The sequence below is a fragment of the Halalkalicoccus paucihalophilus genome (assembly GCF_001593955.1).
GTDB classification, from domain to species: domain Archaea; phylum Halobacteriota; class Halobacteria; order Halobacteriales; family Halalkalicoccaceae; genus Halalkalicoccus; species Halalkalicoccus paucihalophilus.
The window spans coordinates 309,759-335,808 of the sequence record NZ_LTAZ01000017.1; the positions used below are offsets into that span (position 1 = coordinate 309,759).

Here is a 26,050-nt window from a genome sequence, read left to right on the forward strand (position 1 = left end):
GAACTCATCACTACTGCTGATACTCAAAAATAGACTGTCTGGCTCGGGATCAGGCCTCATGTCGACCCCGTACAGTCTTGTGATCTCCATCATGACGCACTTTTTCTATTCTATTCGCCTATTGACGAGCCCTCGAAAACCCCTCCGAATCGGAGAGGTCAACCATGAACGAGAGGGGTGGGTGTGCGGTTGGTCCGCGTGCCGCAGTCTATCTTAGAATGTCAACTGTATTAATTAACAGGTGGTTAGTGCTCTCTCAAGCTTGGCGGTATGACTACTGTCCTGAGCGTGCGAGGAACTCCCGTCTCGGAGCCGACCAACGGGAGGCGAGAATACGGCATTACTTTCTCGCGAGTGAGGGTTCCGGCCGTGAACTGTGGTACATCTCAGAGGTTAGTCCACACCCGCCGATCGTAACTAAAGGGACCGATAGATACAGAGCAACAATCGTTTCTCTCCCAGTCCCGAAACAGCACGTGAATGGATTTGGATCGGTGGCTTCAACAGCATCAGGTCGCCGTTTACGCAGTCGCAGTCATACTGGCGATTGGCGTTGGAGTTAGCCGTCCGAGTTCGGCGACATTTATCGAACAGTTCATTGACCCCGTACTGGCGGTTCTCCTGTATGTGACCTTTCTTGAAATCCCGTTCATACGACTTCGCCGTGCGTTTACGAACGGTCGATTCATGGCGGCGGCTCTCGGGATGAACTTCCTCGTCGTCCCTGTCGTCGTCTGGGGCCTTACTCGATTTCTCCCCCCAGAACCAGTCATCCTTGTGGGCGTGTTCATGGTTCTTTTGACACCATGCATCGACTACGTCATCACCTTCGCTGGGCTTGCAGGCGGCAACTCTGAGCAGATCACCGCGACGACGCCCGCTCTGATGCTCGTGCAAATTCTCTTGCTCCCGGTGTACCTGTGGCTCTTTATGGGAGCAGAGGTAGCCGACGTTATCGAACCCGGGCCGTTCATTGAGGCCTTTCTGATAATCATCGCGCTCCCGTTGGCACTTGCATGGCTCACGGAAGTGTGGGCAGAACGGTCTCCGAGAGGTGAGTCGTGGCAAGAGACGATGGGGTGGCTCCCCGTCCCCATGCTGGGTGTGACCCTATTCGTAGTTATTGCCTCCCAACTCCCACGGGTTCAGGACTCAATCGGGCAAATTGCAGTTGTCGTTCCAGTGTATGTCGCGTTCCTCATCATAATGCCCGTACTCGGACGGGTGGCGGCGGGACTGTTCCAGATGGATGTCGAGGAGAGTCGTTCTCTCGTGTTCACGTCTGTCACCCGGAACTCACTGGTTGTTCTTCCGTTGGCGTTGGCGCTTCCAGCAGGCTACGAACTGGCTCCTGCCGTTGTCGTGACACAGACGCTTGTTGAACTGATGGGAATGGTCGTTCTTACACGGGTGGTTCCGGCATGGCTTCTCCCAGAGTCACCTTCGTCGATTTCACTCCCTGACAGGGTACGAAGTGGTTAAGCCCTCACTCTCTTGTCGCTACGCCTGCAATAGGAGAGCATGAAACTCGCATTTGTCTGTGTTGGGAACGCTGGGCGAAGCCAGATGGCGACCGCTCTTGCGGAACGGGAACAGACTGAGCGGGATATGGACGTCAAGATCATCACCGGCGGGGTTGATCCGGCTGAAAATGTTCATAACGAGGCTGTCGAAGCGATGGACGAGATCGGTATCGACATTAGCGACCGATCACCTCGACAGATCACATCTGAAGACATTGAGGACGTCGACTATGTCGTGACGATGGGCTGTTCGGTCGAGCAATTCCGCCCAGACGATTGGGAGGGCGAAAGTTCCGTTTGGGACCTAGAGTCCACAGACATCCGTGAGCAGCGCGATGAACTCAGTCGCCGCGTCGAGCAGTTCTTTGACGATCTCGAATGACACGAGCCAGCACCGTAGCACGCCTTCCTTCCGATTTGATGAACCACTGCTAAACGTACACGGAACCTATATGGGTTACATAGATCCAGTAAAATAGCCAGATAACGTTGCTGGACAGGTTAATACATTGTGCCGCCTTGACCCGATATAGTGGCGTTTTCAAGTGAATAGAGGGCTCCACCGGAATGGCCAAGCAGAGTTACTGGATCGTCGATTGCATCGACTACTGCTCCCACGTCCTCGGCCTCTCGTTCAAGTTCGTACTCCTCGGCATCACCGCTCCCGCCGCGACCGCGACGGTCGATCGCGTAGACCGTGCAGTGTTCTGCGCAGGGAGAACGTGTCCCAGCCAAATCCCAGAACGTGTGAAGGTCGGCGTTCCCGTGCACGAGCACAAGCGGTGGTCCACTCCCCGACCGTACGAAGGTGATCTCAGTTCCATCAGCGGACGTGACCATTCCCATATCTTTGCCTTCATCTGGTGGTGTTGCTTTGGGCATACGTCAGGTCTCCCTTGTTTAATTGTGTGGGATAGTCATATAGCGTCATCTACTGATGAATTTGCAGAAGTTGAAAGGCACTTCGTGGAAGACACGCGCAACAGATTTTGCATACCTCGCTCGCTAGCGCTCGCTCAGCACTACTCCATCTCGTATTCGGCTTCGGTTTTCGACACCTCGGTGTCGTTATCAGATTCGGAGTCGACATCCCTGCCCTGCTTGATCGCGTCTGCCTCCCGTTCCATTGCCTCGAGATCCGGTTGTGCCTCCTCCTCGATCCCGGCGATGAGTTCGCCGATGTTGTCCAGCCCGAGCAAGTCGCGGGTTTCCTCGTCGAACTCGAGGCTGTCGAGCTGATCCTCGTCGAGTTTCACGTCGCTGCCGGTGAGGTGCTTGCCGTAGCGCCCGACCAGCGAGGTGAGCTCCTGGGGCATGATGAACGTGCTCGATTCGCCGTGACCGATCGACTCCAAGGTCTCCATGCCCTTCTCGATGATGGCGCGCTCGCCCATCGACTCGGCGGATTTGGCTCTCAGGACGGTCGAGACTGCATCTCCCTGCGCTTCGAGGATCTGGCTCTGTTTTTCACCCTGTGCGCGGATGATGTTTGACTGCTTGTCACCTTCGGCCTTCTCGACGGCGCTGCGGCGTTCACCCTGGGCTTCAAGGATCATCGCCCGCCGCTTGCGCTCCGCAGAGGTCTGCTGCTCCATAGCACTCTTTACACCCTGGGCCGGCGTGACCTCGCGGACCTCGACGGACTCAACGCGGATTCCCCACTCGTCGGTCGGTTCATCGAGTTCCTCGCGAATCCGTGCGTTGATCTGTTCGCGCCGACTGAGCGTGTCGTCGAGTTCCATACCCCCAATAACGGCCCGAAGCGTCGTTTGGGCGAGGTTCGAGACGGCGCGCTTGTAGTCGTCGACCTCCAGGAACGCGCGTTTGGCGTCCATCACGCGGATGTAGACGACGGCGTCCGCGGTCACCGGCGAGTTGTCAATCGTGATCGCCTCCTGGCTCGGCACATCGAGGGTCTGGGTCCGCATGTCGAAGTGATGGGTCGCAGAGACGAACGGGGGAACGAAGTGGATCCCCGGCTCGAGGAGTTTACGGTACTCACCGAAGACGGTCAGTGCGCGCTTCTCGGTCGCGTCGACGATCTCGACCATCTGCCAGACGGTGACGATGGCGAGGAACAATAACAGCAACGCGACGAACGTCAGCGTGAATGTCGCCTGCAGAGGTACGAAGGGGATCATATTCTACGTTTAGGGGGTCGCTACGAAAAGGGTTCGCCCGGACGCTAGATCGAGATACTATCGCTCGTGCTCAAGCTGACGGTCATGTTCGTGTTCGTCGTTGCCGTCAGTCCCGGTCTCAATTCGTTCCATGGAGCGCACAGTTGATTTCGTCCTTACTTGCACCAAGTGACTCAACGATGACGACGTTGCCGCCGCCAGGGTTGATCCCCATCCCTTTCTCGCTTTCCTTGATAGTGCTCTCCATCGACCGCGCGGTGTAGCGTGCCTGATCGCCAGCGCCAGTAGAGGACGCAAGCGAGCGTGACAGTGTCGCCTCGCTCGCCAGCACGATCTCTTCGACACATACAGCATGCATGACGGCCCCAACAGCACCGGGGATATCCAGTCCAGCAGACTCCGGATTCTGTCCGATACGAACGAACCTCAAGCATTGTTCTCCTTGAGAATTTCCCTACCATTTGTTAGTAGGTATTCCGGATCGCTTGGGTATAAGTCGGTTCAATAGCACAGAGGAGTATGGCTCGTATCGAACAATATGCTGCGGTTGGTCTCTCACCAACCGTCTGGGGTGTCGAAACGCGAGCAGATATTCGAAAGAACCTTGAGCACATTCACGAGAACCTCTCGGCTGCGGTCTGGTTGAGTGGACTCGAACTTCCTGTTCAATTAGCAGTTATTCCTGAGGGCGCTCTTCAAGGATTTACCGACGAGGTACTCGATATGGATCATGCCGAGTATCGTGAGGAGATCGCGATTGACATTCCCGGTGAAGAAACAGATATTCTCGGCGAGTATGCCCAAGAATTCGATATCTACCTTGTCGCGTCGGCTAAAGAACGGGCTCCGGAGTATCCCGAGAAATTCTTTAATACAGCATTCGTGATTGATCCGGATGGAGAGGTCATCCTCAAACATCGAAAGGTCACCCCGCTATTGCCTGTCGAACGATCGGTCTCACCACATGACGTCTGGGATGACTGGGTCAGCACCCACGGCGCCGATCTAGACTCACTGTTCCCAGTTGTCGATACCGATATCGGACGGATCGGTATTTCACTCGCCATTGAGGGTGCCTATCCCGAGTATATTCGTGGATTGGCAATGAATGGTGCCGAAATCATTTGTCGTATTTCCTGTCCGGAACCGCTTGTGGCGAACGAAGGCTGGCGGATCCAGAACCGCGCTCGAGCACTCGACAACTCGGTATACGTTGTCGCTCCAAACCTCGGAACATACTACCTTACACCGGACGCTGAGACACCTGTTGATACATTCGGTGGGGGCTCGATGGTCGTTGACCGTGATGGGGCAATTCTAGCAGAACACGAATACGGCGCGGGCTCATCGTACGTCGCTGCAACGATCGACATTGAAGGACTTCGAGAGTTCCGATACCGCTCACCACTAACAAACTGGCTGAAGGATTTACGGACAGAACTCTGTCAAGTGATCTACGATCGCGAACTATATCCACCGAATCTCTGGTTAGACAGTGATCCAGTTGATCATGAAACCTACGCAGAGGAGATCACTCAGGACCGAATCGATGCAATGGTTGAAGCAGATATATGGGTTCCACCGTATTGGGAACGCGAGGATACAGACGAACAGGACGGTGAGCGCGAGGAAACCTAAAGAACACCTCATGACTCATACCGCGTTAACTCATCGCCGGAGACCCAGGCGCTGCTCGATAAGACTGAGGAGGTTGGTGCCGACATCGTCACTGACTGGCACCACCAGTTTACCTATCGGAACGAGAACTGCGAGATGATCAACGCATCAACTCGATGGCCGCTCAATGAGGTCGCACCAACAGAAGCGGTGAATCTCTCGCGACAGATCTCCGCGTACACGCCTATCAGCAAACCACGGGCTACGGTCACACGACGTGGGATCTCATCACACCTATCGGAACCCGGTACGTTGGCGAACATGAGACCGGAATTCCAGCGACACTCTATACGCTGACTGATGAAGGGCACGCAGTTGTTGAAGAGTACTGAGCGTATAGAGGCCGACAAGGTCAATCGATGCCGTTGAGGAGCGTATCCGTTGAGTAGGACTAACAGTGGGTAGTCACCCCTCAAAGAAAGTCTCCCTTGTGCAACATTCTGTATCCGAGGACGTTTTATTGCACAAGGCCGGCTAGGTCGGGAGATAGTAGTCCGTGCGCACTGCCGCAGCTGGTACAATCAATACTCTGTTGAAATTCTCAGAATGTAATAGGAATGAGGTAATGCATAGAGAAGATGAGTTCAGCACACGGATCAGTCGATAAGATCCCGATTGATTCCATCGTAGTGATCGTGGATGGACACGCGCCCGTGTCCCAGTGTCGATGCCTTCTCCTTGAATTGATGGACGAGTTCCTCACTTGGCCGCCCATACACATCAATGGCCTCAAGTTCGATGAACTCGCCAATTGGGGGGAACTTGGGGCCTGCAACCTCCATGTGATACGCTAACGATGCCGAATCAGCGTGCGCGTGTACGACGGTCATTCGGGTGTCGTCATCATTGAAATAGACATCGTACGACAGGATGTCGGGTTCGTTGGCATCAATGAACTCCACCAAATCAGTCATCGCTGCCTTGAGTTCGTCCAGTTTCCCGTCACGTACTGCCGATTGGTCAACGTACACGATCACTTCAGACACCACCTTTCCGTTGTGAGCGGCCCCATATAGGCCGTCTGACTATGTGACCCTTTCGCAAAGTCCATAGGGGGAGTCAAACGAGATATGAGTGCTCTGTATTCAGCACGACTTCTAAAACCTATTACCGTTCGAAAGGTTCCAACACGGCCAAACCACTTACGACCCTAACCCAACAAACTCGCGAAACGAAAGAACGGCCAGCCCACAGAATATCGTCTGTCGTCTCGGCCATCCGGAACGATTCGAAGTCTATCTACCGCAACCCGTACGGACACGCGTTGTCAGCGGAATTGAATCGGACAACGCAGACAGCGACTCGGGCTCAAACACACCGGCACGCGTGTTCTGATTGACCGGTGCCTGATCGCCAGTAGAGGACGCAAGCGAGCACCCATCTCGGATCTTGGCCACAAGCCCCCTCTAACAATAGTAATATAACGGCATAGAGGAGATTGGACGCCCTCGGCGTGTTTCATCGTAGTAGGTTCGTGGCTCCAGGGGGCGTCTTACTATAATTCATTGTAGCTCCCCCGCTACTCTGTTTCTTTACTACTCGGCAGGCAGCCATCCCGAGCATGCGATATGAGAACTGTCCCGCTTGAGTGAGGTATCCCTATCTCGGAACAGAGCGAAGTGACGTTAGACTCCGGCGTTTCTTGCTCGCGAGTGAGAGTTACGGGAGGCAGCTGTAGCATCTGTCATAAATTAGCTCACACCCGTTGATCGTAACTGGAGGTTTGAGAGCTACAGATGACACAGGCATCACTCAGCAGAGAGCTATTCACAGATCCAAATATATTTGGAATACTATGGTATAATATTATATATGAACCGACGCTCGTATCTCTCCGTTTCGTTGACCCTCTTGATACCCCTCGTTTCGGGTTGTTCAGAACGTCTCTCTGATGACCAAGAGCAAGAAACTAGTGGACAAAGAGATTACAGATTAGGTGTATATAACGAGTCGCGGGATACCCATTCATTTACAGTACGAATTGGTGATAGCCCGGACGGGTATTTTCACGAAGAGAGTCTCGAATTAGAGGGAGAAACAGCTAACGAAGATATCAAATTTGACGGGATCCCGGCCCGTCTGTTCGTAACGATTGGTTCCGAAGAAGAACAAGAGTTCCCTTGGCCTGTTTCCTACTCGGGTTCGGATGAAGCATCTCTCAAAGCCAATATATATTATGACCCAACTCGCGATCAGGAAATTCTAATTTACGCCTGATTTCTGTTTCGGTGTTCGGTTCGCAAGTGAGCATAACAATGGTACCTCGCTCGCCGGCACGATCTCTTTGACACGTGTACAAACATAACGGCCCCACCATCACCGATGATATACAGTCTAGCCTACTCCGGATCCTGCCCGAGACGAACGGAACCCCCCAGCAGTGGTCTCCTCAAGAAATCTCGTCTGTTGGCACCCAGAGATTCCGATTCATTGAGGAACACTGTACGACCGACGAGAACATAGAGGAGGAGGGACGGAGTATATTGCTGTCCTCGAAAAGACAGAGGAGTAGTTCAGCAAGCCTGTCTCCCGACTGGGAAACGACATCGGTTTTGTCAGAACCACCAAACTCCGTGAAGGTAACAATCCGTATGGGCGTACTGACTAGTGGAGTTTCTTTTGGAAGCGAACACGGAGATGAATCGGGCTCATTGGTACTCCGTTTTGACCGCCGTTCCTATCTCGACTCGAACTCCACGAGTTCGACTTTGAGTTCGAGATCACCCTCGTCAGTATAGGTAGCTGCGTAAGGGGCAATACCACTCTCAGCATCGCGGATGCAGCCCTCCTGACTGAGTGTGCCGTCAAGCGTTGTTTCGACGAAGAAGCACTCAACACCCGCATAAGACCGTTTCTCAGTGACTTCCGTGATCTGTGTGCCGTCATCAGTGGTAGTCTGCTTGTAGTTGCCGATGGCCGGATCGGTAAAGCCCATCTCGAAGAGATACTGCAGCGAGACACCTTGAAGCGTAGCAATGGGCGTGTACGCTTCATTGAGGAACAGCTGGGCAGAGAACTCATCGGCGGGCCCAGTAGTAGTCGATTGGAACTGCTCACTGCCGAACTCGTAGTCCACACTCACAGTCAGCTCACCGTCACCAGCAGCCTCAGCATCATACACCAGTCGTCCAGTGACCTGCTCACCGGTCTTCCTGTCTATCCCCGCGAGGTCAAACTCGTAGTAGCCGGGTTCGCTGAGGTCGAACCAGTTGTCCTCCGTCTGAGAGCCCTCATTGACCGTTGAGCTGGTACCATCCTCGGCACCGCTACCGGCCTCGGCATCATTACTAGTATCGGTTTCGACACCGTTACTGGATAGGTCTTCGTTCGAATCGCCGTCCCCGCCAAGGCTACCGACTCCGGTACAACCTGCCAGAATAACGGTAATGGCCAGTATCACTGTTGTTAGGACGCGCATGTTCAGTAGTTGTCTATTTAATTCGTACATGATTTCGTGATTCGTATCGTATATCTGATTGTTGTCGGTCATTTCCGTCAAGCGTCAGCCCGGCTGTGTTCGGATGAGCTCGTTGGATGAGAACTTGGTCCAAGAGACCGCGGGATCTCGTCCGATTCAAGCCGTTCATCTGGCCGTCTATCATCAGCCGTTCGGGTTCACATCAGCAGTGAAACCGATATCTTCATCAGATAGATGCAAACAGTCGGCAACCGTTTGCACGGGTTCATCCACGCCCCTCGTTCAGTACTGGGCTCCGATGGGCGGGGACATCTCCATCCAAACACCGCTCGAGAAACGGTCTCTCGGCCTGGATGATCGTGCTGTGAGCAGCGGAGATCGTTTCATTTGCGTCGGATTCACTGTGTGTCGACCCCCTGTATCTGTTCAGGGAAGACGGTCAGCCTCGTTTACGACTGCCATATGTTTCAGCCACATATCTACCGTGTTCCGACCAACTTGTCAGCGATGCCCGCGACAATCGGTATGCGCGGGGTCTTGCCTTGATAGGAGCTGACCAGGAGGTAGAGCCACGTGGCCAATCCACCGAGTGCGAGAACCAACCAGACCAGTCCCAATACCATCGAAACGATACTCCCGACGAAGAACGTACTCGTACTGGAGAACATCACGGTAGTAATGACCGTCCCGACGATGCTCAACGCGATATAGGCCACAAAGAGCAGCCCCGAGAAGGCCATACTCTGGGCTGCGTGGAATCGCACGAAGTCGTTTTCCTTCTCAATCAGGAAGAAAATCAATCCCGTCACAAATCCGAATAGGTACGACAGTGCTCCTGCAACGTTTTCATCCAGTCCTGACTCGCTCTCAGTGCTTGCGACCGCGGCTTCTTCGTCGATGTCGTGTGTGATGCTTGTCATTGATCTCACTGGTGGACTCCTTGCTGTGTTCCCATTCAGACGAATGGAGCAGTATCATCCGCCAACAGCTGTCAGAAGGATAGAAACGGGATTATAATTACCGACCGGGATAATTCCAGGGCGTAAAACCGTCTCAGGTCGTGGGATGATACTACTCAGTGAATAGTAACTTAATTATGATAGATGAGTGTAGAAATTATATAATTTTCCTTATCGCTTCAATGAGATGTAAGTTACATTTAATAGATGGATGACGAAATGGAGCACTGAGGATGGACACCGAGCGGCTCATCGAACTTATTAGGTATGCACCGGTCCTCAAAACGCTCCAAGAAGGAGGTGTAGCGGATCGACGGGAGTTGGAGCAGCAGCTGGACGTATCGAAATCGACTGTACATCGATTTACGAGATCACTAAGAGAACATGGCCTGATCGAACGCTCCAATGGTGCGTTTGTGCTCACGACGCTAGGGGAGGTAAGCATCAAAGAAATCACGGCGTTCGAAACGTCCATCGAAACCGCATGGAGACTCGCCCCTGTCTTGGAGGTCCTCAGCGCCGCTGACGTAGATATCGATGTAGCGGCGTTCGCCGACGCAACCGTGACGGTCGCCGAGCCTGGCAACCCCTACCGTCCGGTGAACCGATTCATGTCGCTAGTTAGTGAGACCGACAGGCTACGCGGTCTCGATCCTACCTCGATCAATCCGTTGCATCTGGATGAGATCTATGAACGTATCGTCACTGGTATGAAAACCGACGTCGTCTTTCGGCCGGTGGTCGCTGAGGAACTCCTCATATCGAATCCCGATCGAGCCCGGACGGCCTTCGAAAGCGGGAATCTTACGATTCGAACGTACACCGATCTTCCGTTCGGACTAACCCTCTGTGATGACCAAATAGGGATCGGTATCTATGGGGATGAACTGGGTCTCCTGCGGATGTACGTCGATACGGACGCACCTGCCGCTTGCGAATGGGCTGAGGAAGTCTATACCGACTTCCGCGATAAAGCGACCGAACTCACGAAGCACAGCGAGCTTTCTCGATTGCCGCCTGTTCAAGCACTCGATGACAACGACTGAGTAAGCAGTCAAATAGGAACGATGAGTTATGGTTATTACCGCGAGCTGTCACCGTCTCAATGTCTTGTTCTGATCGAACGGTACCTAATCACCAGTAGAGAACGCAAGCGAGCGTGACAGTGTCGCTTCGCTCACTGGCACCATCTCTTTTCTACGCGCCACATAGATGACGGCCCAACAGCACCGATAATATACAGTCCAGCAGACTCTAGATTCTGCCTCATACGAACGAATCTTCAAGCATTGTTTTCTTCATAAATGGAATACCGTCCTCGTAGGAGAGGATTAACAAATGAATATTCTGATATATATGGCAATAACGGAGGGGTGACATCTTCTCTACTTACTGAGTCATGCGAGAAAATACTACTGACCACGGTACGATGAAGCGCAGAGGCTATCTCAAAGGACTCACAGCAACTGGACTCGGTGCCGGTACGATAGCTACGGCTACTGATCGTTCACGTGCAGAGGTGGAGCAACAGGATTCAGCAGCAATACAAGACACTGATTCGTACATCTTCGAGCAGGGAGATGTTTGTCAACCGATTGAGCCGCTGGAGTCTGGTGAAACAATCGAAGAGTTCTACGATTATCGGGATCACCAAACGCATCCGGAAGGTGTCGAGAGAAGTTACAGTTCATATGGAACGACGCATTTACAGGAAGACGATACAAGCATTTTATTCCTTCATGAAGGGCCCAACGGTTTGAGCCTCGTCATGGTTCATGGACGACTTGGCGGGGACGGTGATGAAAATTATGTGACGTTCGACCTTATTGGACTCCCCAATCAAGCCGACTGGGTCGTCAGAAACGACAGTTACACTTCTGAGGAGAACGTCGACGAGTTTCACCGTGGCGACGGATGGGCAAGCGCATCCTGGCTCCAGCGGGGAGACCGGACCGGCGGCGGTGCAATTCAGGGAGGGTTCGACGGTGAATTCGCCGTGACAATACAACCAGCGTTTAACGATGAAGCTACCGTTACCCCTGAAAATCATGGGCATCCGGATCCTGACTTCTATGACGAAGGTGAAATGGAAGCGTGGCATGTTCTTTCGGGAAGTGCCGACGACCCGGATCGAATGACCCTATCATCGCTCGAGGAACCGGTTACGATCCGGACTGGAACGTGCGAAGCCCCCTCCATTGTATACGATCGAAGCGACGATGGAATTACAGTCGATGTCGTGGATGCCGAGCCGGATGATCGCGTGAGTCTACAACCCACGACAGGTACGAATGATGCCATTCAATTCGAACAGATCGAGATAACCGGCGTTGATGGCGATTTTTCGCTGAACTTTGAAAACGAACCTCCGGAACGAGTGCCGTCGTCACCCGACGGCACCGATTCATTGTCATACCTCCTGATGAACGGTGAGCCAGCACAAGACATTCAAACATCTGTCACGTTTAGTATCGATCGGGAACTCCTCGAAGAACAAGACCTAGAGCCGAAATCCATTGCCCTCTACGAGGCTGCCGACGGAGAATGGGTCCAGTCGGAAACGACAGTGAGCAACGAATCGGATACGGGCTATCAGTTTATCGCAGAGGTATCCTCGCTCGAAGCGGTTACTGTTGCTGAACAACAAGGCGATACAGATGATGACGATGGTCCTGAGGTACTCTCGCTTCCCGTAGTTGGTGGTATAACTCTCGGTGCGCTCCCAGTGATTATTGTCCTCTGGGTACTGCGAAACCGTCGGTGATTTCTTTCAGCGCAATAATACCGATGGAGAACGGCGGCGTTGCGATCGGCCTTGCACACGTTTAGAGAGTGATTCGCATACGAGCGAGCGCACCCCATCTTGTGCGCACTGTAACAAGGAGTAAATGGCTTTGTTGAAACCTTCTTGCTGTCGTGTGATTTGCTGAGAGGCTACTTTGGTATCGGATCTGTGAAAATCGGTGAGAAGAGTGGCTCGTCTCACTGTCAACGCTGAAGGGTTTTAACAGAACCGCTACTACCTACTTCGAATACCTTGAAAGCAGACGTCAGCTAGTCAGCGCTGTTGTAGAGCTCAAGGAGCTCATCGTGCAGCTCACAGTTGGTTGCGACCGTATCGCCCGCTAAAATCGCCTCCAATGAGCTATTTCCTTCGAAGTCCGTCACTGTACCACCAGCCTCCTCAACGAGCAGCGCTCCGGCTGCGATATCGACCTCTTTCAAATCTTTCACAGTGAGTGTATCAAATACCCCCTCGGCGACGAACGCAAGATCAACCGCAGCAGCGCCCAGCTGCCGAATTCCGAGCGAATCCGTCACAAACGTCTTCATGAGCTCACGGTAACGCTCGTCGTCGATTCCGGCTTCCGAGTAAAAGCCGACAGAATTGAGTGACTCTTCGACCGTCTCAGTTGAGGTGACCGTGAGTTCAGTCGTCGTACCCGAAACTGGCATGCCATCCTCACCGCCAAGATAGCGATACGTGCCCTCACCGCGAACAGCCACGTACACCTCATCGGTCGGTGAGTAATAGATCACACCGGCGTAGAGTTCACTATCCCGTGTTACGGCGATCGAAACACAGTAATGAGGAATCCCGCGTGCGAAGTTGGTTGTTCCGTCAAGCGGGTCGATAATCCAGACACGGTCCCCTTCTAAAGACCCACCTTCTTCTTCGCCAAAGAGCGCGTAGCCATCAGCTTCAAAGTCGTCACCGAGTTCGTCACGGATCGTATCGCGAATGATCGTTTCCGAGCTCGTATCGACTTCCGTGACGAGTTGCTGGGGAGCCTTCGTATCCGCTTCGACGCCCGCATCTGCATTTTCATCGTGAATATCGGCAGCTTGTTTTGCCGCCATGACTGCAACCTCAAGGTCACGGCTATCAATCGGAAGTGCCTCAGTATCAGTCGTATCAGCATCGTCCGCCGCTACAGCCCCTGTGGTGCCGATACCTGCAAGGCCGGTCGCACCCATCATCTGGAGGAGGCGACGTCGCGACGTGCTAACTTCAGTTCCGGGCGTACCAGAGTTGGTTTGGTCATCAGTAACCATAGTTCATGCACCTCTATCCAACCTAATAAATACTATCCGTTCGTTAATTAGTATGAGGATTTAATATAATTATGGTTCATATGTCGATATTATTTTAGAAAGATTACTAATTGTTACTTCGGTCGGCAGTATCGGGCTTGCGTCCGCCACAGTCGTTCTCGCAGTTCATGATCTGACGACCTATGTAGTCAGTTAGTAAGGAGGTATCGCTCACCGAAAACAGACAGACACTATTTATTTCTCAAAACGTGTCTTCAGGTTTATAATCTAAATAAAGACAAATTCCATGCAGTATAAATTGAATGTCCACATACTATTACTATTGTTAGTCATCATATTCCTATAAGGGTTTTGTATGCCGGTGTTGTAGCTGCTCACGATGGCTCCTTCAACGTCAGTGGAGGTCCAGAATATCGTCGCTTCAACAAAAATCGCTCAAGAAGTTGATCTCAATACTCTCTGCCAAGATCTCGACAGAGCACAACACAGCACGGGAGCAATTACCTGTCTTACCTACCGATTACAAGAGCCAAAAATAGCAATCAATATTCATCAATCCGGCAAGCTCATCATCACGGGTGCAAAATCCGTTCAAGACGTGTATACAGGCTTCTATCGCCTGTTTGATGAGCTGCGAGAGCTACACATTGATCTGTTGAATCCACCGCACATATCTATTGACAATGTAGTAACTAGTGCTGATCTTGGTCAGTCAGTGGACCTTGCTATGATTGCTATTACATTGGGAGTCGAACAAATCGAGTATGAACCAGAGCAATTTCCAGCACTTATCTATTGGCTCGAAAAGCCAAGTGCGGTTGTGATGCTATTTGCAAGTGGGAAAATGGTTATTACTGGCTGCACAACCAAAAAGACGGCAACAGAGGTACTCGAGATCGCTGTCTCTCAAGTGCTTGATGCATGATCTTCTGTGAACGGTCGTGGTCGTATTTCTCTGTTTTCTGTAGTGTAGTTACAGCTGATATCTTCCCCGTATCAATATTCGAAATGTCTATCGGATGCATGGCTTCGGCGAAACGCTGTACAGCTCTTTGAGAGAGCTGTCGATTTTTATCGGACGTTCTTGCAGGCACTTAATTCCGTGCAGAAGTCATTCAGCGACAACGTCTATGGCGTTCTTGCCGAAGAGGGAAGCTGGTAATTTCTTTCACGTAGTGAAGGAACGTCTCAATAGAGCTAATCACAAGATGAGCTTCAACAGTGATAAGCTCGAGTCCCAGTACGGAAATACGATCCCAGAGATCAACGACAATACCTTTATCGAGAATTCGGTCCAGTATTTCTGCTAGACTTGACGTGCTTGGTCGAGCTGAACTCATAGTCCCATCGTGAATAGATACCATATCTGTACCCTCTTAGTGTTTCGTAGATAATTGCTGCCCAGACTGTGTAACATATCAATCAGAATAACCACCTGTCTTAAAATGAGCGCTAAAACAGTTCGGTATTGTCATATTGTTCACCAGTAACCCATGTGGCCTAACAAATATTACTGGAACAGGGTTAAACTCATAATTCGATATCAAAGACAAGCACGAGTAGTCTGAAACGGTCGCGAGTTAGTCGGTGCCGTCGTGATCACAAGAAGCTCATCGTAGAGTTCCAGTTGGTTACGAGCATGTCTCCCGCTAGAATTGCCTCCAACGATCTCTCTCCTTCACAATCCGTCACCATCCCCCCAGCCCACACCGCCGAATTGGCAGGGACTTCATCAAAGGGATCCTCAAGCGTCGTCTCCCCAACTTGGAGTACGAGACTCTGATCGTGAGCCAAATGAGTATTCAATCGGGTTATCGAAGACAGTAGAATGGAAACTCCTATTGCCTTAACCTATAGTACTGAGATATGGTAGCACAACGTGTAGACAATCTTCCTGCAATACTAGACGGGATCTAACAGAACAACCATGTCCAGTGTCGAACGTGCGCGATCAGCCGTCTCGCGCAATTGGCTACGGATTCTGTTCGCAGTAATTATCATTCTCTCGATCGCCGTTCTCGTTAGTGGCGCAACCGCTGACACTCTCTCAACGGCAACGAAAGAGGACGTCCCACGCGCCGAGGAGGCCGACGGTCATACGGTCATCACTGAGTCAGGGCGAGCAGGCACGATCACTGCGTATGAACCCGATGGGAGCATTCTCTATTATGAGAACGAACGGACGAAGTATTTTGACGTCGATCCCGTCGAAGACGACCCGATGACCGTCGAATACACGGCGACTGATACCATCCACACCGAGGGGCCGAAATGTGGCTCGCCCCCATGTGCGCGAAACGTCATCGAGCAGACGGACTTGGAGACCGGCGAGACCGAGGTGCTCTACGAGCGGTATGACTACACGGAGACGGCTGCCGAGTGGCACGACGCCGATCGCATCGGCGAGAACCGCTTTATCGTTGCCGATATGGTCGCTGATCAGGTGTTTATCGTCAACACCGAAACAGAGATTATCGAGTGGACGTGGGATGCGCAGGCTGACTACCCCATTGAAGAGGGCGGCCCGTTCCCCGGTGATTGGGCGCACATCAACGACGTCGAGTACATCGACGATCCCGAAAGCGAGGTCGACGGGACGATCATGGTCAGCATGCGCAACCAAGATCAGGTCGTCTTCGTCGACCCTGAGGAGGGCCTCCAAGAAGAGTGGACACTCGGAGCCCAGAATGATCATGACGTTCTCTACCAGCAGCACAACCCCGACTACATTCCGACCGATCAAGGCGGACCCGCTATCGTCGTCGCCGACTCGGAGAACGGCAACATCGAAGAGTACCAGCGCGAGGGCGACGAATGGACTCAGACGTGGGAGTGGTCCGACGAGTGGATGCAGTGGCCACGGGACGCTGACCGACTACCCAACGGCAACACGCTCGTCGTTGATAGCCATGGCAATCGCGTCATGGAACTGAGTCCCGATGGCGAGGGGGGCTGGGAGGCCGTCTGGGAGGTCGGCTCAACGATGCCATATGACGCCGAGCGCCTCGAAACCGGCGACGAAAGCGAAGGTGGCGAAAGCGCCCAGCAACTGGGCTACGAGTCCCAGACGCCGAGTGATGCCGATGGAGTCAGTGACAGCGCCGAAAGTGACAGCGGGTTCGACCCGCTCCAGGTAGTTGTGGGGATCTACGATGAGATCGGCCTTATCATCGAATCGTTGCTTCCCCACCGGATTCTCAATGCTATCCTGTTCATCACTCCGGTGTGGATGACCACCCCTCACTACGCTGCCGTGGCTGTTGGTGCCCTGACTACAATCGCATGGTTCGGAATCGAACTCGGTTGGCAGCTGTATGACAGGGGAATCCGAGCGCGACTCCCCGTCTACCAGAAGCGGTAGTAGTGATATTCAGTCATCGATTTTACGTTACGAAAAGATAGTCTGGCGCTGCTGACAAGCAATACTGATGTATTTTCGTATTCACAGCGATCTATGGACTGGGAACTCGCGCTATTTCGTGTCGTTGCGGTTCTCACGCATGCTCTCGTTGGCTATGCGCTCGTCCAGGCGTTTACAGACGTCAACCCAACCGTCGGTGTTATCGTTGGAATTCTTCCCGACGTCGATTTCTTCTTCCCAGCGGCTTGGGGAACACCATTCGTTCACAGGGGGATAACGCATACATTGTTGTTCGTCGGTGTGGTCGTCGCCGTGGCTACCCTATTTCGCTCCTCCAAGCGACTTGAACTGGCAAGTGGCCTCGCCGTTGTCTCGCACTTGGTGATTGATTCAGGATCACCCATGGGGGTACAGTGGTTGTTTCCACTTGATTTTCGTGTGAGTGGTGATCTCCCCATTCATGATCCGGTGGGAACACTCGTTCTTTGGACGCTCTCGCTTGGGGTACTCGTCTGGCAAGGCCATGTGCCGCTGACTCTGTCAGATACTGGATAATGATCACTGATTCTGCCGCCTCTCTTTGATTGAAACTGACAATGGAAGGATTCGTCTGAACATCGAACACACAGTGACGACGACCTCAAGAGAATCTAGTTGTTTAAAGATCCAGACCTTCCTTCAACAGGCATGGCCGGTTGGGATTGGCGAGCACTGCTTATCGGGTTCGCGGAAGCGTTTGCTCTTTTGAGTGGCCTCTTTCTCGTTGTCGGTGCTGAGCCCATCTTCAACTCACTCGCCAGTGCTAATCTCACGCTCGTTGGGACAACACTCATCTGTGCCTTCCTGTGGCTCAGTGCTTTGGGGGCTCGTCCTTCGAACGGTACTCGACTCTCTCGAGATCTCCATTTCCGGCGGCCTGTCGTTTTTCGTCTATACCAGTGCTGCTTTCGCAAACAACGTTACTCCGTTTGGCCAGGCCGGTGGTGAACCCATTGCAGCCCTCTTGATCTCAAAGGTCACTAACGCTCGCTATGAGACTGGGCTTGCGAGCATCGCGACTGTCGACATGCTCAATGTCGTCCCGTCACTCTCGTTAATCCTCGTCGGGGTCAGTTATTATGCGACGACCGCCGTCGTTGGCGAGCGTCTCCAAATAACTCTCGGGACAGCGTTAGCCCTTATCGCTAGTTTGGGACTCCTTATGAGCGCCGTCTGGCGGTATCAAGGTTTTATCACCGACGAACTCCCGAAACATATCGCGAAAATTGTTGCTTGGTGTCCAATTGGAACAGCAGACTCAAGGATCATCGCTGCGACCCTCTCCCGCCGCATTCACGGATTTTTCGACAAATTCAGCCAAATAGCAACTCAGCGGCATCATCTTGCGATTGCGTTCAGTCTCTCATTGCTCGGGTGGCTCCTACAGGCCATTGCATTGGTGGCCGCATTCGCAGCGATCGGTTACAATGTCCCACTCTATATTGCGATCTTCGTGATTCCACTTGGAAACCTCGCCGGAGCGGCCCCGTTACCGGGCGGTCTCGGTGGTATTGAAGATGCGTTTATTGTACTGTTAGTCCCCACAACAGGACTCCCTGTCACCACTGTCACTGCAGCGGTTCTGATCTATCGAGGAGTGATCTATTGGCTCCCGGTGATCATCGGTGGGAGTTCGATGGCCGCGTTCAGTGTCCGAACAATAGCATAGGTTTGTCGGTTACTCGTGTAGAATCGAACGAATTTGCGTTACTTGCCAGTTGTTAACACGCGCAGTTGCTGGACCACCTTACTCACAGATAGTATCGATTTCAGAATGAGCAAAGAACTCTAATTGCTGTTGATCAAGCGGAAGCGAAGCAATCTCTCCTGCAACACTAATGATGAGTTTGTGAGTGTCCTCTCCCTCATTACTATTTATCCACGGCGACAGAGCAAACCCCGTTTCCCCATTCAGCCGACAACTATTGAGAGTAGTCTCTGCGAGAGTTCGTTCGATACAGGTCTGGAGCATCTCGAGTTGGTCTCTATCACACTGAAATGAGAGATCCGTGTCTGCTGTTGTAATATGTATCTGATAACCCTCTGGTGAACCATCCACAGATTCGATTTGTAATCCTTCCACGCAGAAGACCCCACTGAATTACTCTTTGCGGACGAAGTGTATAATTCTACTGCCTTAGCCTAACAAAAGGAGCCTATCGCACATGCACCGTGGGACACAGACCAGAAATACCGTGCCGTAACCGAGAACTCGACAAGAATTTCACTATGGTGTCGGTAGGATATACCAATGGCAATTTCGTCTGAGATTGTTTCGACACTCCATGACTCCGCCCCGTCAGTATGCGAATGGACCTCTACAGTCGGTATTGGCCTCTTCTTGAGAAGCGCTGCCACCGTTCCGGACGTCTCTGTCACTACCAGTGCTCTCAGAAGGGGTATCGACAAGAGCAACGAGGCACAGACGTCGTTCGCAGTGCGGAGCAGTCAATAGATGGCCGAAAAGTATGGGAGCCGGGAACGGGAGGAGACCGGAATGCTCACGGTCGGGACGCTGCTTAATGATGAGTGAGTCTGGCTCACGGTCGCACTTCTCGCTGGCAGCATCGTTGTCACGAGCTACTACCTTACCCATCCATATCCGTCGTACGCGACGGCGCTGTTCCCTCACATGGCTGAGGTGCTGCTCGAAAATGGCTACCGCAGGCCCGAGACCATCCCGTACTATACGGAGATGGGGTGCCCTTCGCCTACCCGCCGCTCATGTTCTACGTTACGGCCGTCATGATCGGCACTGGGATCGACCCGATCCAGATCACACGTGACGTGATACGCTCGCGAAGACAGAACCGACGAATCCGTTTCTACCACCCATATATGTATCCCACACCTCCCTCACCTGTCCTGCAATATCACGGCCCATGGTCGACGCGTTAGAGACAGCGATGAAAAGATCCGACGATTCATCTCCGTTTACGTCACTGGCTCCATGCAGTGGAAGCTAAACGCCCAGCGCGGACGGCGAGATTGGTACATCGAGTGGCTGTACGAGGTTCCTGCAGTGTTCGTCCAGCGAATAAGCCAAGCAGCGTTCCTCGTCGACGATACGAAGCTCCAGCTGGAAACTCTCACGTCAATCCCTGGGATCAGGCCTGCGTCCGCCACAGTCGTTCTCGCCTTCCATGATTCGATGAACTACGCAATCGGTGATCGATACATGATTGCAGCCCTCCTCGGTGACGACCGAGCACTGCGACGTTCTGTCTACCTGCGACTCCTCGCTGAGCTCCGTGACCGAAACTCTGGTGAGATCGATCTCCAGACTGTCAAGACGGCATGCTATCAGCAGTATTGAGATACCTACGATGGCGGCCGCTGATGAGGAGCGTATTCGTTGAGTAGGACTAACAGAGGGGAGTCACTTCGAAGAGAGTCTCCCTTGTGCAACATTCTGTATCCGAGGACGTTTTGTTGCACAAGGCTGACCAAAGCAAACGATGGTAATCCGTGCGCACAGTCGCAGATGGTACAATTAGTACTCTGTTGAATTCTCAGAATGTGACCTGAATGGGGTGCTGCATACAGAGGATGAGTTCAGCAAATCCGTATCCGTTTCTCCTCCTGAACCCATCGCTACCTGAGGAATCCAGCAGAGCCAGAACTTTCCGAGGATATGCCGCCGTTAGCTCTCGTCCCAAAAGCTGCGGTCTGCTGCGTGTACGGCCCCCACCGCGCGATAGTATTTCGTATCTGCTGGCGCGGATTGCGATGGTCTGGCCGTGTTGCAATACTCAGTGGCACACTCGAGGCTAGCTCTCTCGACGGAGGATATGGCGGACCCAGCGACTGGCTCAGAGACTCACGCAGACGCTTTGAGACAGGCCTCGTGGACGGTCTCGTTGTCCTCGTTCGGCCGTCGGGATTGGCCAGGCACGATGGGGTCGCCACAGATTGCACAGCGCAGCTGTGTGGTCTCACTCGCTGCTTCGGTATCGAGATCCACTGTGAGATGCTCCATCACGTCGTTGGATTCGGTCACAGCGCTGTACCCAAGTGCGACGACACCAAGACCCGCTAGCACGCCGCGCACGGGCTTACCCTGCCGGAGCGACCGGAGTGCGACGACCGCGAGCCCGGCGGGGAGGACTATGCGGATAAGCCAGTGACGATTGCGAAGATTCTTCGTCAGTTCCATACTCCCTCTTCGTTCTCCGGATACTTGTGCTCATCCGTGCTTTCGGCGCGAGATTGGACGGCGCGACCCGGGAGCACCCGGCCAATCCCGCCGGTCGCCTGGCCGACGGATTCGGTACTCCCTCTCGATCTCTTCACCGCCGTCACAGGGGTCTTGCAGATTGGAAGAGCACTCGATGTCCCGAGTCGTCCAGGGATTAGAACGGAAGACAGCATCCGGATTTTAATCAGATTACGCAACATTCGATTGCCCAGCAGTAGGTGCAGCAGGATGTAATTACAATATGCCGAGATATCCGCGGATTCGTTCTACGAGATAGGCGCTTTGTATTCAGCACGACTCCTAAAGCCGATCACCGCTTGAGGAATTTCAACACGGCCAAATCGTCGTATGACCCTGACAAAACCAACTCCTAGGTTAAAGAACGGTCACCTCACAGAATATCGTCTGTCGTCTCGCTGTCCGGAACGGTTCGAGGTCCGTCTACCGCAGCCCGTACAGAACACGCGGTGCCAGCAGGGTTGAATCAGGCAACGCAGACAACGACTCGGGCTCAAACACGAAGACACGCCTGTTCTGATCGAACGGTGCCTGATCACCAGGAGAGGACACGTATTCCCACCGGAGCTCTTCCAGACAGAGACGCATCAAAGCGATTCAGACAGGATCTACAGGTAAGGCTGACTATGGCATAGATCATTAATACAAGTGAGTAAAGTTAGCGTCGCCAATGGGCGACAGGCTGAAGCAGGTATTATGCATGAACGACGTTTGTCGCGGTTCAAACAGGCACGTTAATATTCTATGTCAAGATCACTGAACGGAGCACTCATGACTAGAGGGAACCTATGCAAACGGAGGACTACAGTCAAGTGAGTTCACACCATCTCGGGCAACTCTACTCATGGATTACCCAAGTCAAGACGGTACTCAAAGAGATGATCCGCCTTGCAAAAGTCATAGAATTACCATTTCTCGCCGCAAGTATTGCATACTACGCGTTCGCTACGCTCATTCCGTTCTTCATTGTCACATTTATCGTTATCTCTGCTATCGGTGGCGATGACCTCGCAATACAGATTATTACCATCACCCAGGAATTTCTGACACCAACCAGTCAAGAACTCATTCGTAACGCCGTTACGAGCACAGAGGGGCGATTAGGTGTCATTGTCGGAGCGATCTTCCTTTTCGTCTGGAGTGTGTTTCGACTCCTCAGAGGCCTTGATATCGCATTTTCCGTAGTCTATAAGACAAAGACATACCTCCCAATTATAGGTCAGATTACAACCGCTATAATGTTATTCGTTGCACTTTTAGTCGCTGGAAGCGGATTAGTTGGAATCAGTGTCTTATTTACAATACTTCCAGATGTACCATTACTCGGTGTGATGAGTATAGTAGGCGTACTAGTCGTTTTGACCTTGGTGTTCCTGCCGGTCTATTACCTGCTCCCGGATATCGACCATTCGGCGGCCGAAGCGCTCCCTGGAGCGATCATTGCAGCATTCGGTTGGGTAATCCTGAATACTAGCTTCGGACTCTATGCGGCAAATGCAGGCCGATACGAACTATATGGTGTGCTTGGTGGTGTGTTGCTCTTACTTACCTGGTTCTATATTGGTAGTATGATACTCTTGGTTGGTGCCGTAGTGAATGCCGTACTCTATAACCGATCAACGGATACCAGCGTCCAAGTGAATCAATCTGCTTTAAATTGAAATGTTCAAGACACTATTAAAGGGCTCGCAAGCAGCGTAGAGTGAGTATCTATAGAAGATTCAATAACTCGCTACACGAAAGAACGTCCGGCTCACAGAATATCATCTGTGGTCTCTGCTGTCCGGAACGACTCGAGGCCTGTATATCGCAGCCCGTACGGAACACACGTTACCAACGAAATGGGATTGGACAACGCCGACACCGACTCGGGCTCAAACACACCGACACGCGTGTGCTGATCGACCGGTGTCTAATCGCCAGTAGAGGACGCAAGCGAGCGTGACACTGGTGCCACACTCGTCGGCACGATCTCTTTTATTCGTACACCATACGTGACGGCCCCAACAGCACCGATGATATACAGTCCAGCATATTCCGGATTCTACCCGACACGGACCAATCCCCGGGCAGTGGTCTCCTCGAGAAATGGAATGCCATCTTCTCGGGAGGGAGAGATTACAACCTTCGGGTCAGCAGCTCCCGGAAGTTCGCGCAGAGAGACCTCGCCGACTACAGCGTTTGCGCCACCATCTCCAAGCTTTCGTTGAATGGGTGAGTCGGTGGCTGGTGAGTAAAGAGACCTCACCTAGTAGCACGATAACTGCTCGCCAACTATTGGATCATTCATCCAGTTTCTGAACAACGTAGAGGTACTGTGTTAGATTGAAGAAGGTGTTTCCCAGGTCGTCAGTTTCCTGTAGATCATCAATCCAGGATCATGAGTAAGCCGATAATTTTGTAAGAACTTGTGGGCGAGGAATGCTCTCGACAGTCATGGACGCGAATATCGCAAGCCGTACTGGTTTCAGTGCCCGAACGTGCATATCTAGTGTTCATGACTGATTGGCGCTCGGTCGGTATCGGGTTCGTTTTGCAAGTAGTGTTCGGAATCATCGCGTTTGCGTTCCTAGGGGTCGGGACCGCCATCGCTGGGTTTCTCGCTGGCCTCGTCTCGGCCTACCTCACCAATCATGATGCCAGAGACGGTGCCTGGCACTCGCTTCTCTCCGGCGCTCTCGGTGGGATTATTATTGCAACTATCGCCGGTGTCGCTATCTCCCTCCTTGGCTTCGCACTCGGCTCATCAGAACTGGGGGCACTGTTCGGCGGAAGTGTAGTGGCTATCGGGGTTCTGATCGCATTCCTTACCGCGATCCCGAGTTCGGTCGGTGGTGCAATCGGTGGGTACATCAACTGAAAATGATGGATCACTAACGGACTACGACCGCAAAGCGATACCGACACCGGTCACATCGGGCATCCGACCCTTCGGTGTCTCGCTGGACCGCTCTTCTTAGTGACCGAAGCTCAAGAAGGCATACTACCAGTCGTACCGAGATACATACGATATCGGCCGTTGATGATGAGCGTATCTGTTGACTAGGACCAATAGGGGGGTAGTCGCTTCTCAAAGAGAGTCTCCCTTGTGCAACACCTCGCATCTAAGGACATTTTGTTGCACAAGGCCGACCACGTCAAGAGATGGGAGTCTGTGCACACAGCCGCAGATGGGACAATCAGTACTCTAGTGAGACACTCAGAATGTGAGAGGAACGAGGTGCTGCACAGGGATTGTATTCAGCACGACGACCCCATTTCTTTCAGACATTCTCACTGAACTAACTCTAGTATGCGTGACTCTTGAACGGTCATCTTGACGAAAATAGTGTTCGAGAGCGATTGCCGTTCAGGTGGACACGTTGCCACGCGTCCAGCCAGGATCGTGGCCCGTACGATCTATGAGATCAGACCGACACGCCGGACAGTAGTCAGGAGTGACGGATTCAGTTCGGGGAACGTACACTGCGCCGCCACACTTCACGCACGCATCCGCGACGATGGTCGCACAGTCCGCACAGACGTTGAAGTCGTCAACCGTGAGGTCACGCAGGGGATCGAGCTGTTTATCGAGGAGATACTCGTCGATGACCGTCTGGCAGTTCTGGCATGGTTTCATGGCGATGCATTTTCTCCCTCGTGACCGTACGGTAAATACCTGTCCCGAACCCGAACTGACTGCTGAAATTCGAACGAATTGTACGCGTGACCAATCGTTCCACAGATCTCGTAAAAGAAGAGCCGTGGTACCGCGACGCTCGGAAGTGTTATCAGTCGCCGGGGACTACATTTGTTTGCAATGGCAAACGGAAAAGTTGATTTCTTCAACGATACTGGCGGCTACGGTTTCATTTCGACTGACGACGGCGATCTCGACGACGACGAAGACGTCTTCTTCCACATGGAGGATGTCGGCGGCGAGGACCTCACGGAAGGTACTGAGGTTGAGTTCGACATTGAGTCCTCACCGAAGGGGCCTCGCGCGGCGAACGTCGTCCGACAGTAATACCGAGACACACTCGTCGCTCACAGCGACAAACACTACCCTCGATTTTTTAGACGGTTACTCGTTCCAGCGGAGGCTATCTATACACGCCAGAAACATCGAGATCGAAAACGGTGCGTAACCGAAGATTGCAACCGTTAGGTCAGCAGTCCCAGGAAGCTCACGCCGAGAGATCTCGCCAACCACAGCGTTTGCACCACCGTCCGGTGTCCACCCCTCTGGGTCTCGTTCTTGTTCTCGCCCATCTCCTGACTGTGGCTCACGGAACTCTATCACGTCTTGAACCAACCCAGCAAGCGATCCAGCGTCAATTGTATCGAATTGCAACAGTAGATTGTGAATTTGCTCGTGCTGTAGCCCAGAGTCCTCTTGGATCTCGAGAAACGTGAGTAGCTATGAGGGAGAGATACTCCGAATTCGATCACGATACTCTAAGCCACGAATCGTATTGACCACAGTATCGGTATCATCATCGCCAAGGTCACTTTTGACGGTTGCCGGCAGGAAGGCACCACGAGGATTGCCGCCATTTCCAGATGTGTGCTTGCCTTTGGGGACGTAGAGACAATAGTGATTTTTAGAAAACAGTCATTATTTAACCCCTAATCGGTGGCTCTGACAGGTAATATAATCTAAGACGGGTTTCCCTTCTCA

24 protein-coding genes are annotated in these 26,050 nt (G+C 52.6%); 14 read left to right on the plus strand and 10 right to left on the minus strand.

Going from position 1 to position 26,050, the window contains the following annotated elements; genetic code table 11:
* Window positions 1-480: 480 nt before the first annotated feature.
* Together HAPAU_RS19310 and HAPAU_RS19315 are read left to right on the plus strand one after the other, a co-directional pair.
* Complete coding sequence (locus tag HAPAU_RS19310; protein ID WP_066385818.1) at window positions 481-1,482, plus strand: arsenic resistance protein; 1,002 nt, start codon at window positions 481-483, stop codon at window positions 1,480-1,482.
* Window positions 1,483-1,521: 39 nt separating this feature from the next.
* Window positions 1,522-1,905, plus strand: coding sequence for an arsenate-mycothiol transferase ArsC (locus HAPAU_RS19315; RefSeq protein WP_066385820.1), 384 nt, complete (start codon window positions 1,522-1,524; stop codon window positions 1,903-1,905).
* Window positions 1,906-2,024: 119 nt separating this feature from the next.
* Here the strand turns inward: HAPAU_RS19315 and HAPAU_RS20745 are convergent, their stop codons facing one another.
* From HAPAU_RS20745 to HAPAU_RS19325, 3 genes are all read right to left on the minus strand, one after another.
* The gene (locus HAPAU_RS20745) at window positions 2,025-2,405 is read right to left on the minus strand and encodes an alpha/beta fold hydrolase (RefSeq protein WP_211263644.1); all 381 of its coding nucleotides are present in this window, start codon (window positions 2,403-2,405) and stop codon (window positions 2,025-2,027) included.
* A gap of 140 nt (window positions 2,406-2,545) precedes the next feature.
* The gene (locus HAPAU_RS19320; protein WP_066385821.1) at window positions 2,546-3,664 is read right to left on the minus strand and encodes an SPFH domain-containing protein; all 1,119 of its coding nucleotides are present in this window, start codon (window positions 3,662-3,664) and stop codon (window positions 2,546-2,548) included.
* Between the two features lie 118 nt (window positions 3,665-3,782).
* Window positions 3,783-4,022 (minus strand): hypothetical protein, encoded by a 240-nt coding sequence (locus HAPAU_RS19325; RefSeq protein WP_066385823.1) that lies wholly within the window; start codon window positions 4,020-4,022, stop codon window positions 3,783-3,785.
* Between the two features lie 161 nt (window positions 4,023-4,183).
* On the opposite strand from HAPAU_RS19325, the gene HAPAU_RS19330 reads away from it, so the two are divergent.
* On the plus strand, window positions 4,184-5,302 hold the full coding sequence (locus HAPAU_RS19330) for a nitrilase-related carbon-nitrogen hydrolase (protein ID WP_066385824.1): 1,119 nt from the start codon (window positions 4,184-4,186) through the stop codon (window positions 5,300-5,302).
* Window positions 5,303-5,937: 635 nt separating this feature from the next.
* Here HAPAU_RS19330 and HAPAU_RS19335 read toward each other — a convergent pair.
* Window positions 5,938-6,327: a putative quinol monooxygenase gene (locus HAPAU_RS19335; protein ID WP_066385905.1), complete on the minus strand. Its 390-nt coding sequence runs from the start codon at window positions 6,325-6,327 to the stop codon at window positions 5,938-5,940.
* 826 nt (window positions 6,328-7,153) lie between these two features.
* Here HAPAU_RS19335 and HAPAU_RS21395 point away from each other — a divergent pair.
* On the plus strand, window positions 7,154-7,558 hold the full coding sequence (locus tag HAPAU_RS21395) for a hypothetical protein (RefSeq protein WP_157078579.1): 405 nt from the start codon (window positions 7,154-7,156) through the stop codon (window positions 7,556-7,558).
* Between the two features lie 460 nt (window positions 7,559-8,018).
* Here HAPAU_RS21395 and HAPAU_RS19340 read toward each other — a convergent pair whose 3' ends face one another.
* Together HAPAU_RS19340 and HAPAU_RS19345 are read right to left on the minus strand one after the other, a co-directional pair.
* Window positions 8,019-8,831 (minus strand): hypothetical protein, encoded by an 813-nt coding sequence (locus tag HAPAU_RS19340; protein WP_066385826.1) that lies wholly within the window; start codon window positions 8,829-8,831, stop codon window positions 8,019-8,021.
* Window positions 8,832-9,238: 407 nt separating this feature from the next.
* On the minus strand, window positions 9,239-9,679 hold the full coding sequence (locus HAPAU_RS19345) for a DUF4870 domain-containing protein (RefSeq protein WP_066385828.1): 441 nt from the start codon (window positions 9,677-9,679) through the stop codon (window positions 9,239-9,241).
* Window positions 9,680-9,951: 272 nt separating this feature from the next.
* Here HAPAU_RS19345 and HAPAU_RS19350 point away from each other — a divergent pair, with 272 nt between their 5' ends.
* Both HAPAU_RS19350 and HAPAU_RS19355 read left to right on the plus strand, forming a co-directional pair.
* On the plus strand, window positions 9,952-10,764 hold the full coding sequence (locus HAPAU_RS19350) for a helix-turn-helix transcriptional regulator (protein ID WP_066385829.1): 813 nt from the start codon (window positions 9,952-9,954) through the stop codon (window positions 10,762-10,764).
* A gap of 473 nt (window positions 10,765-11,237) precedes the next feature.
* Window positions 11,238-12,482 (plus strand): PGF-pre-PGF domain-containing protein, encoded by a 1,245-nt coding sequence (locus HAPAU_RS19355; RefSeq protein WP_211263645.1) that lies wholly within the window; start codon window positions 11,238-11,240, stop codon window positions 12,480-12,482.
* 290 nt (window positions 12,483-12,772) lie between these two features.
* Here the strand turns inward: HAPAU_RS19355 and HAPAU_RS19360 are convergent, their stop codons facing one another.
* Window positions 12,773-13,774 carry an inositol monophosphatase family protein gene (locus tag HAPAU_RS19360; RefSeq protein ID WP_084383933.1) on the minus strand — a complete coding sequence of 334 codons (1,002 nt, stop codon included), beginning with the start codon at window positions 13,772-13,774 and terminating at the stop codon, window positions 12,773-12,775.
* A gap of 379 nt (window positions 13,775-14,153) precedes the next feature.
* On the opposite strand from HAPAU_RS19360, the gene HAPAU_RS19365 reads away from it, so the two are divergent.
* The gene (locus HAPAU_RS19365) at window positions 14,154-14,699 is read left to right on the plus strand and encodes a TATA-box-binding protein (RefSeq protein WP_066385831.1); all 546 of its coding nucleotides are present in this window, start codon (window positions 14,154-14,156) and stop codon (window positions 14,697-14,699) included.
* Between the two features lie 190 nt (window positions 14,700-14,889).
* Here HAPAU_RS19365 and gvpA read toward each other — a convergent pair whose 3' ends face one another.
* On the minus strand, window positions 14,890-15,114 hold the full coding sequence (gvpA, locus tag HAPAU_RS22845; RefSeq protein WP_084383942.1) for a gas vesicle structural protein GvpA: 225 nt from the start codon (window positions 15,112-15,114) through the stop codon (window positions 14,890-14,892).
* Between the two features lie 587 nt (window positions 15,115-15,701).
* On the opposite strand from gvpA, the gene HAPAU_RS19380 reads away from it, so the two are divergent.
* The 4 genes from HAPAU_RS19380 (at window position 15,702) to HAPAU_RS19395 (ending at window position 20,490) form a co-directional block, all read left to right on the plus strand.
* Complete coding sequence (locus HAPAU_RS19380) at window positions 15,702-17,135, plus strand: aryl-sulfate sulfotransferase (RefSeq protein WP_066385836.1); 1,434 nt, start codon at window positions 15,702-15,704, stop codon at window positions 17,133-17,135.
* A 93-nt stretch (window positions 17,136-17,228) separates the two neighbouring features.
* Entirely contained in the window at window positions 17,229-17,690 is a 462-nt protein-coding gene (locus HAPAU_RS19385; RefSeq protein WP_066385837.1) for a metal-dependent hydrolase, read from the plus strand.
* 298 nt (window positions 17,691-17,988) lie between these two features.
* Window positions 17,989-18,843, plus strand: coding sequence for a lysylphosphatidylglycerol synthase transmembrane domain-containing protein (locus HAPAU_RS19390; RefSeq protein WP_245634273.1), 855 nt, complete (start codon window positions 17,989-17,991; stop codon window positions 18,841-18,843).
* Between the two features lie 1,281 nt (window positions 18,844-20,124).
* Window positions 20,125-20,490, plus strand: coding sequence for a hypothetical protein (locus tag HAPAU_RS19395; RefSeq protein ID WP_245634274.1), 366 nt, complete (start codon window positions 20,125-20,127; stop codon window positions 20,488-20,490).
* A 504-nt stretch (window positions 20,491-20,994) separates the two neighbouring features.
* Here HAPAU_RS19395 and HAPAU_RS19400 read toward each other — a convergent pair.
* Window positions 20,995-21,330 carry a hypothetical protein gene (locus HAPAU_RS19400; RefSeq protein ID WP_066385838.1) on the minus strand — a complete coding sequence of 112 codons (336 nt, stop codon included), beginning with the start codon at window positions 21,328-21,330 and terminating at the stop codon, window positions 20,995-20,997.
* 848 nt (window positions 21,331-22,178) lie between these two features.
* On the opposite strand from HAPAU_RS19400, the gene HAPAU_RS19405 reads away from it, so the two are divergent.
* Window positions 22,179-23,051, plus strand: a complete 873-nt coding sequence (locus HAPAU_RS19405; protein ID WP_066385842.1) for a YihY/virulence factor BrkB family protein — start codon at window positions 22,179-22,181, stop codon at window positions 23,049-23,051.
* 836 nt (window positions 23,052-23,887) lie between these two features.
* Window positions 23,888-24,250 (plus strand): DUF5518 domain-containing protein, encoded by a 363-nt coding sequence (locus HAPAU_RS19410; RefSeq protein WP_066385844.1) that lies wholly within the window; start codon window positions 23,888-23,890, stop codon window positions 24,248-24,250.
* Between the two features lie 489 nt (window positions 24,251-24,739).
* Here HAPAU_RS19410 and HAPAU_RS19415 read toward each other — a convergent pair whose 3' ends face one another.
* Window positions 24,740-25,009 (minus strand): DUF7571 family protein, encoded by a 270-nt coding sequence (locus HAPAU_RS19415; RefSeq protein WP_066385845.1) that lies wholly within the window; start codon window positions 25,007-25,009, stop codon window positions 24,740-24,742.
* A gap of 180 nt (window positions 25,010-25,189) precedes the next feature.
* On the opposite strand from HAPAU_RS19415, the gene HAPAU_RS19420 reads away from it, so the two are divergent.
* Entirely contained in the window at window positions 25,190-25,396 is a 207-nt protein-coding gene (locus tag HAPAU_RS19420; protein ID WP_008418277.1) for a cold-shock protein, read from the plus strand.
* Window positions 25,397-26,050: the final 654 nt, after the last annotated feature.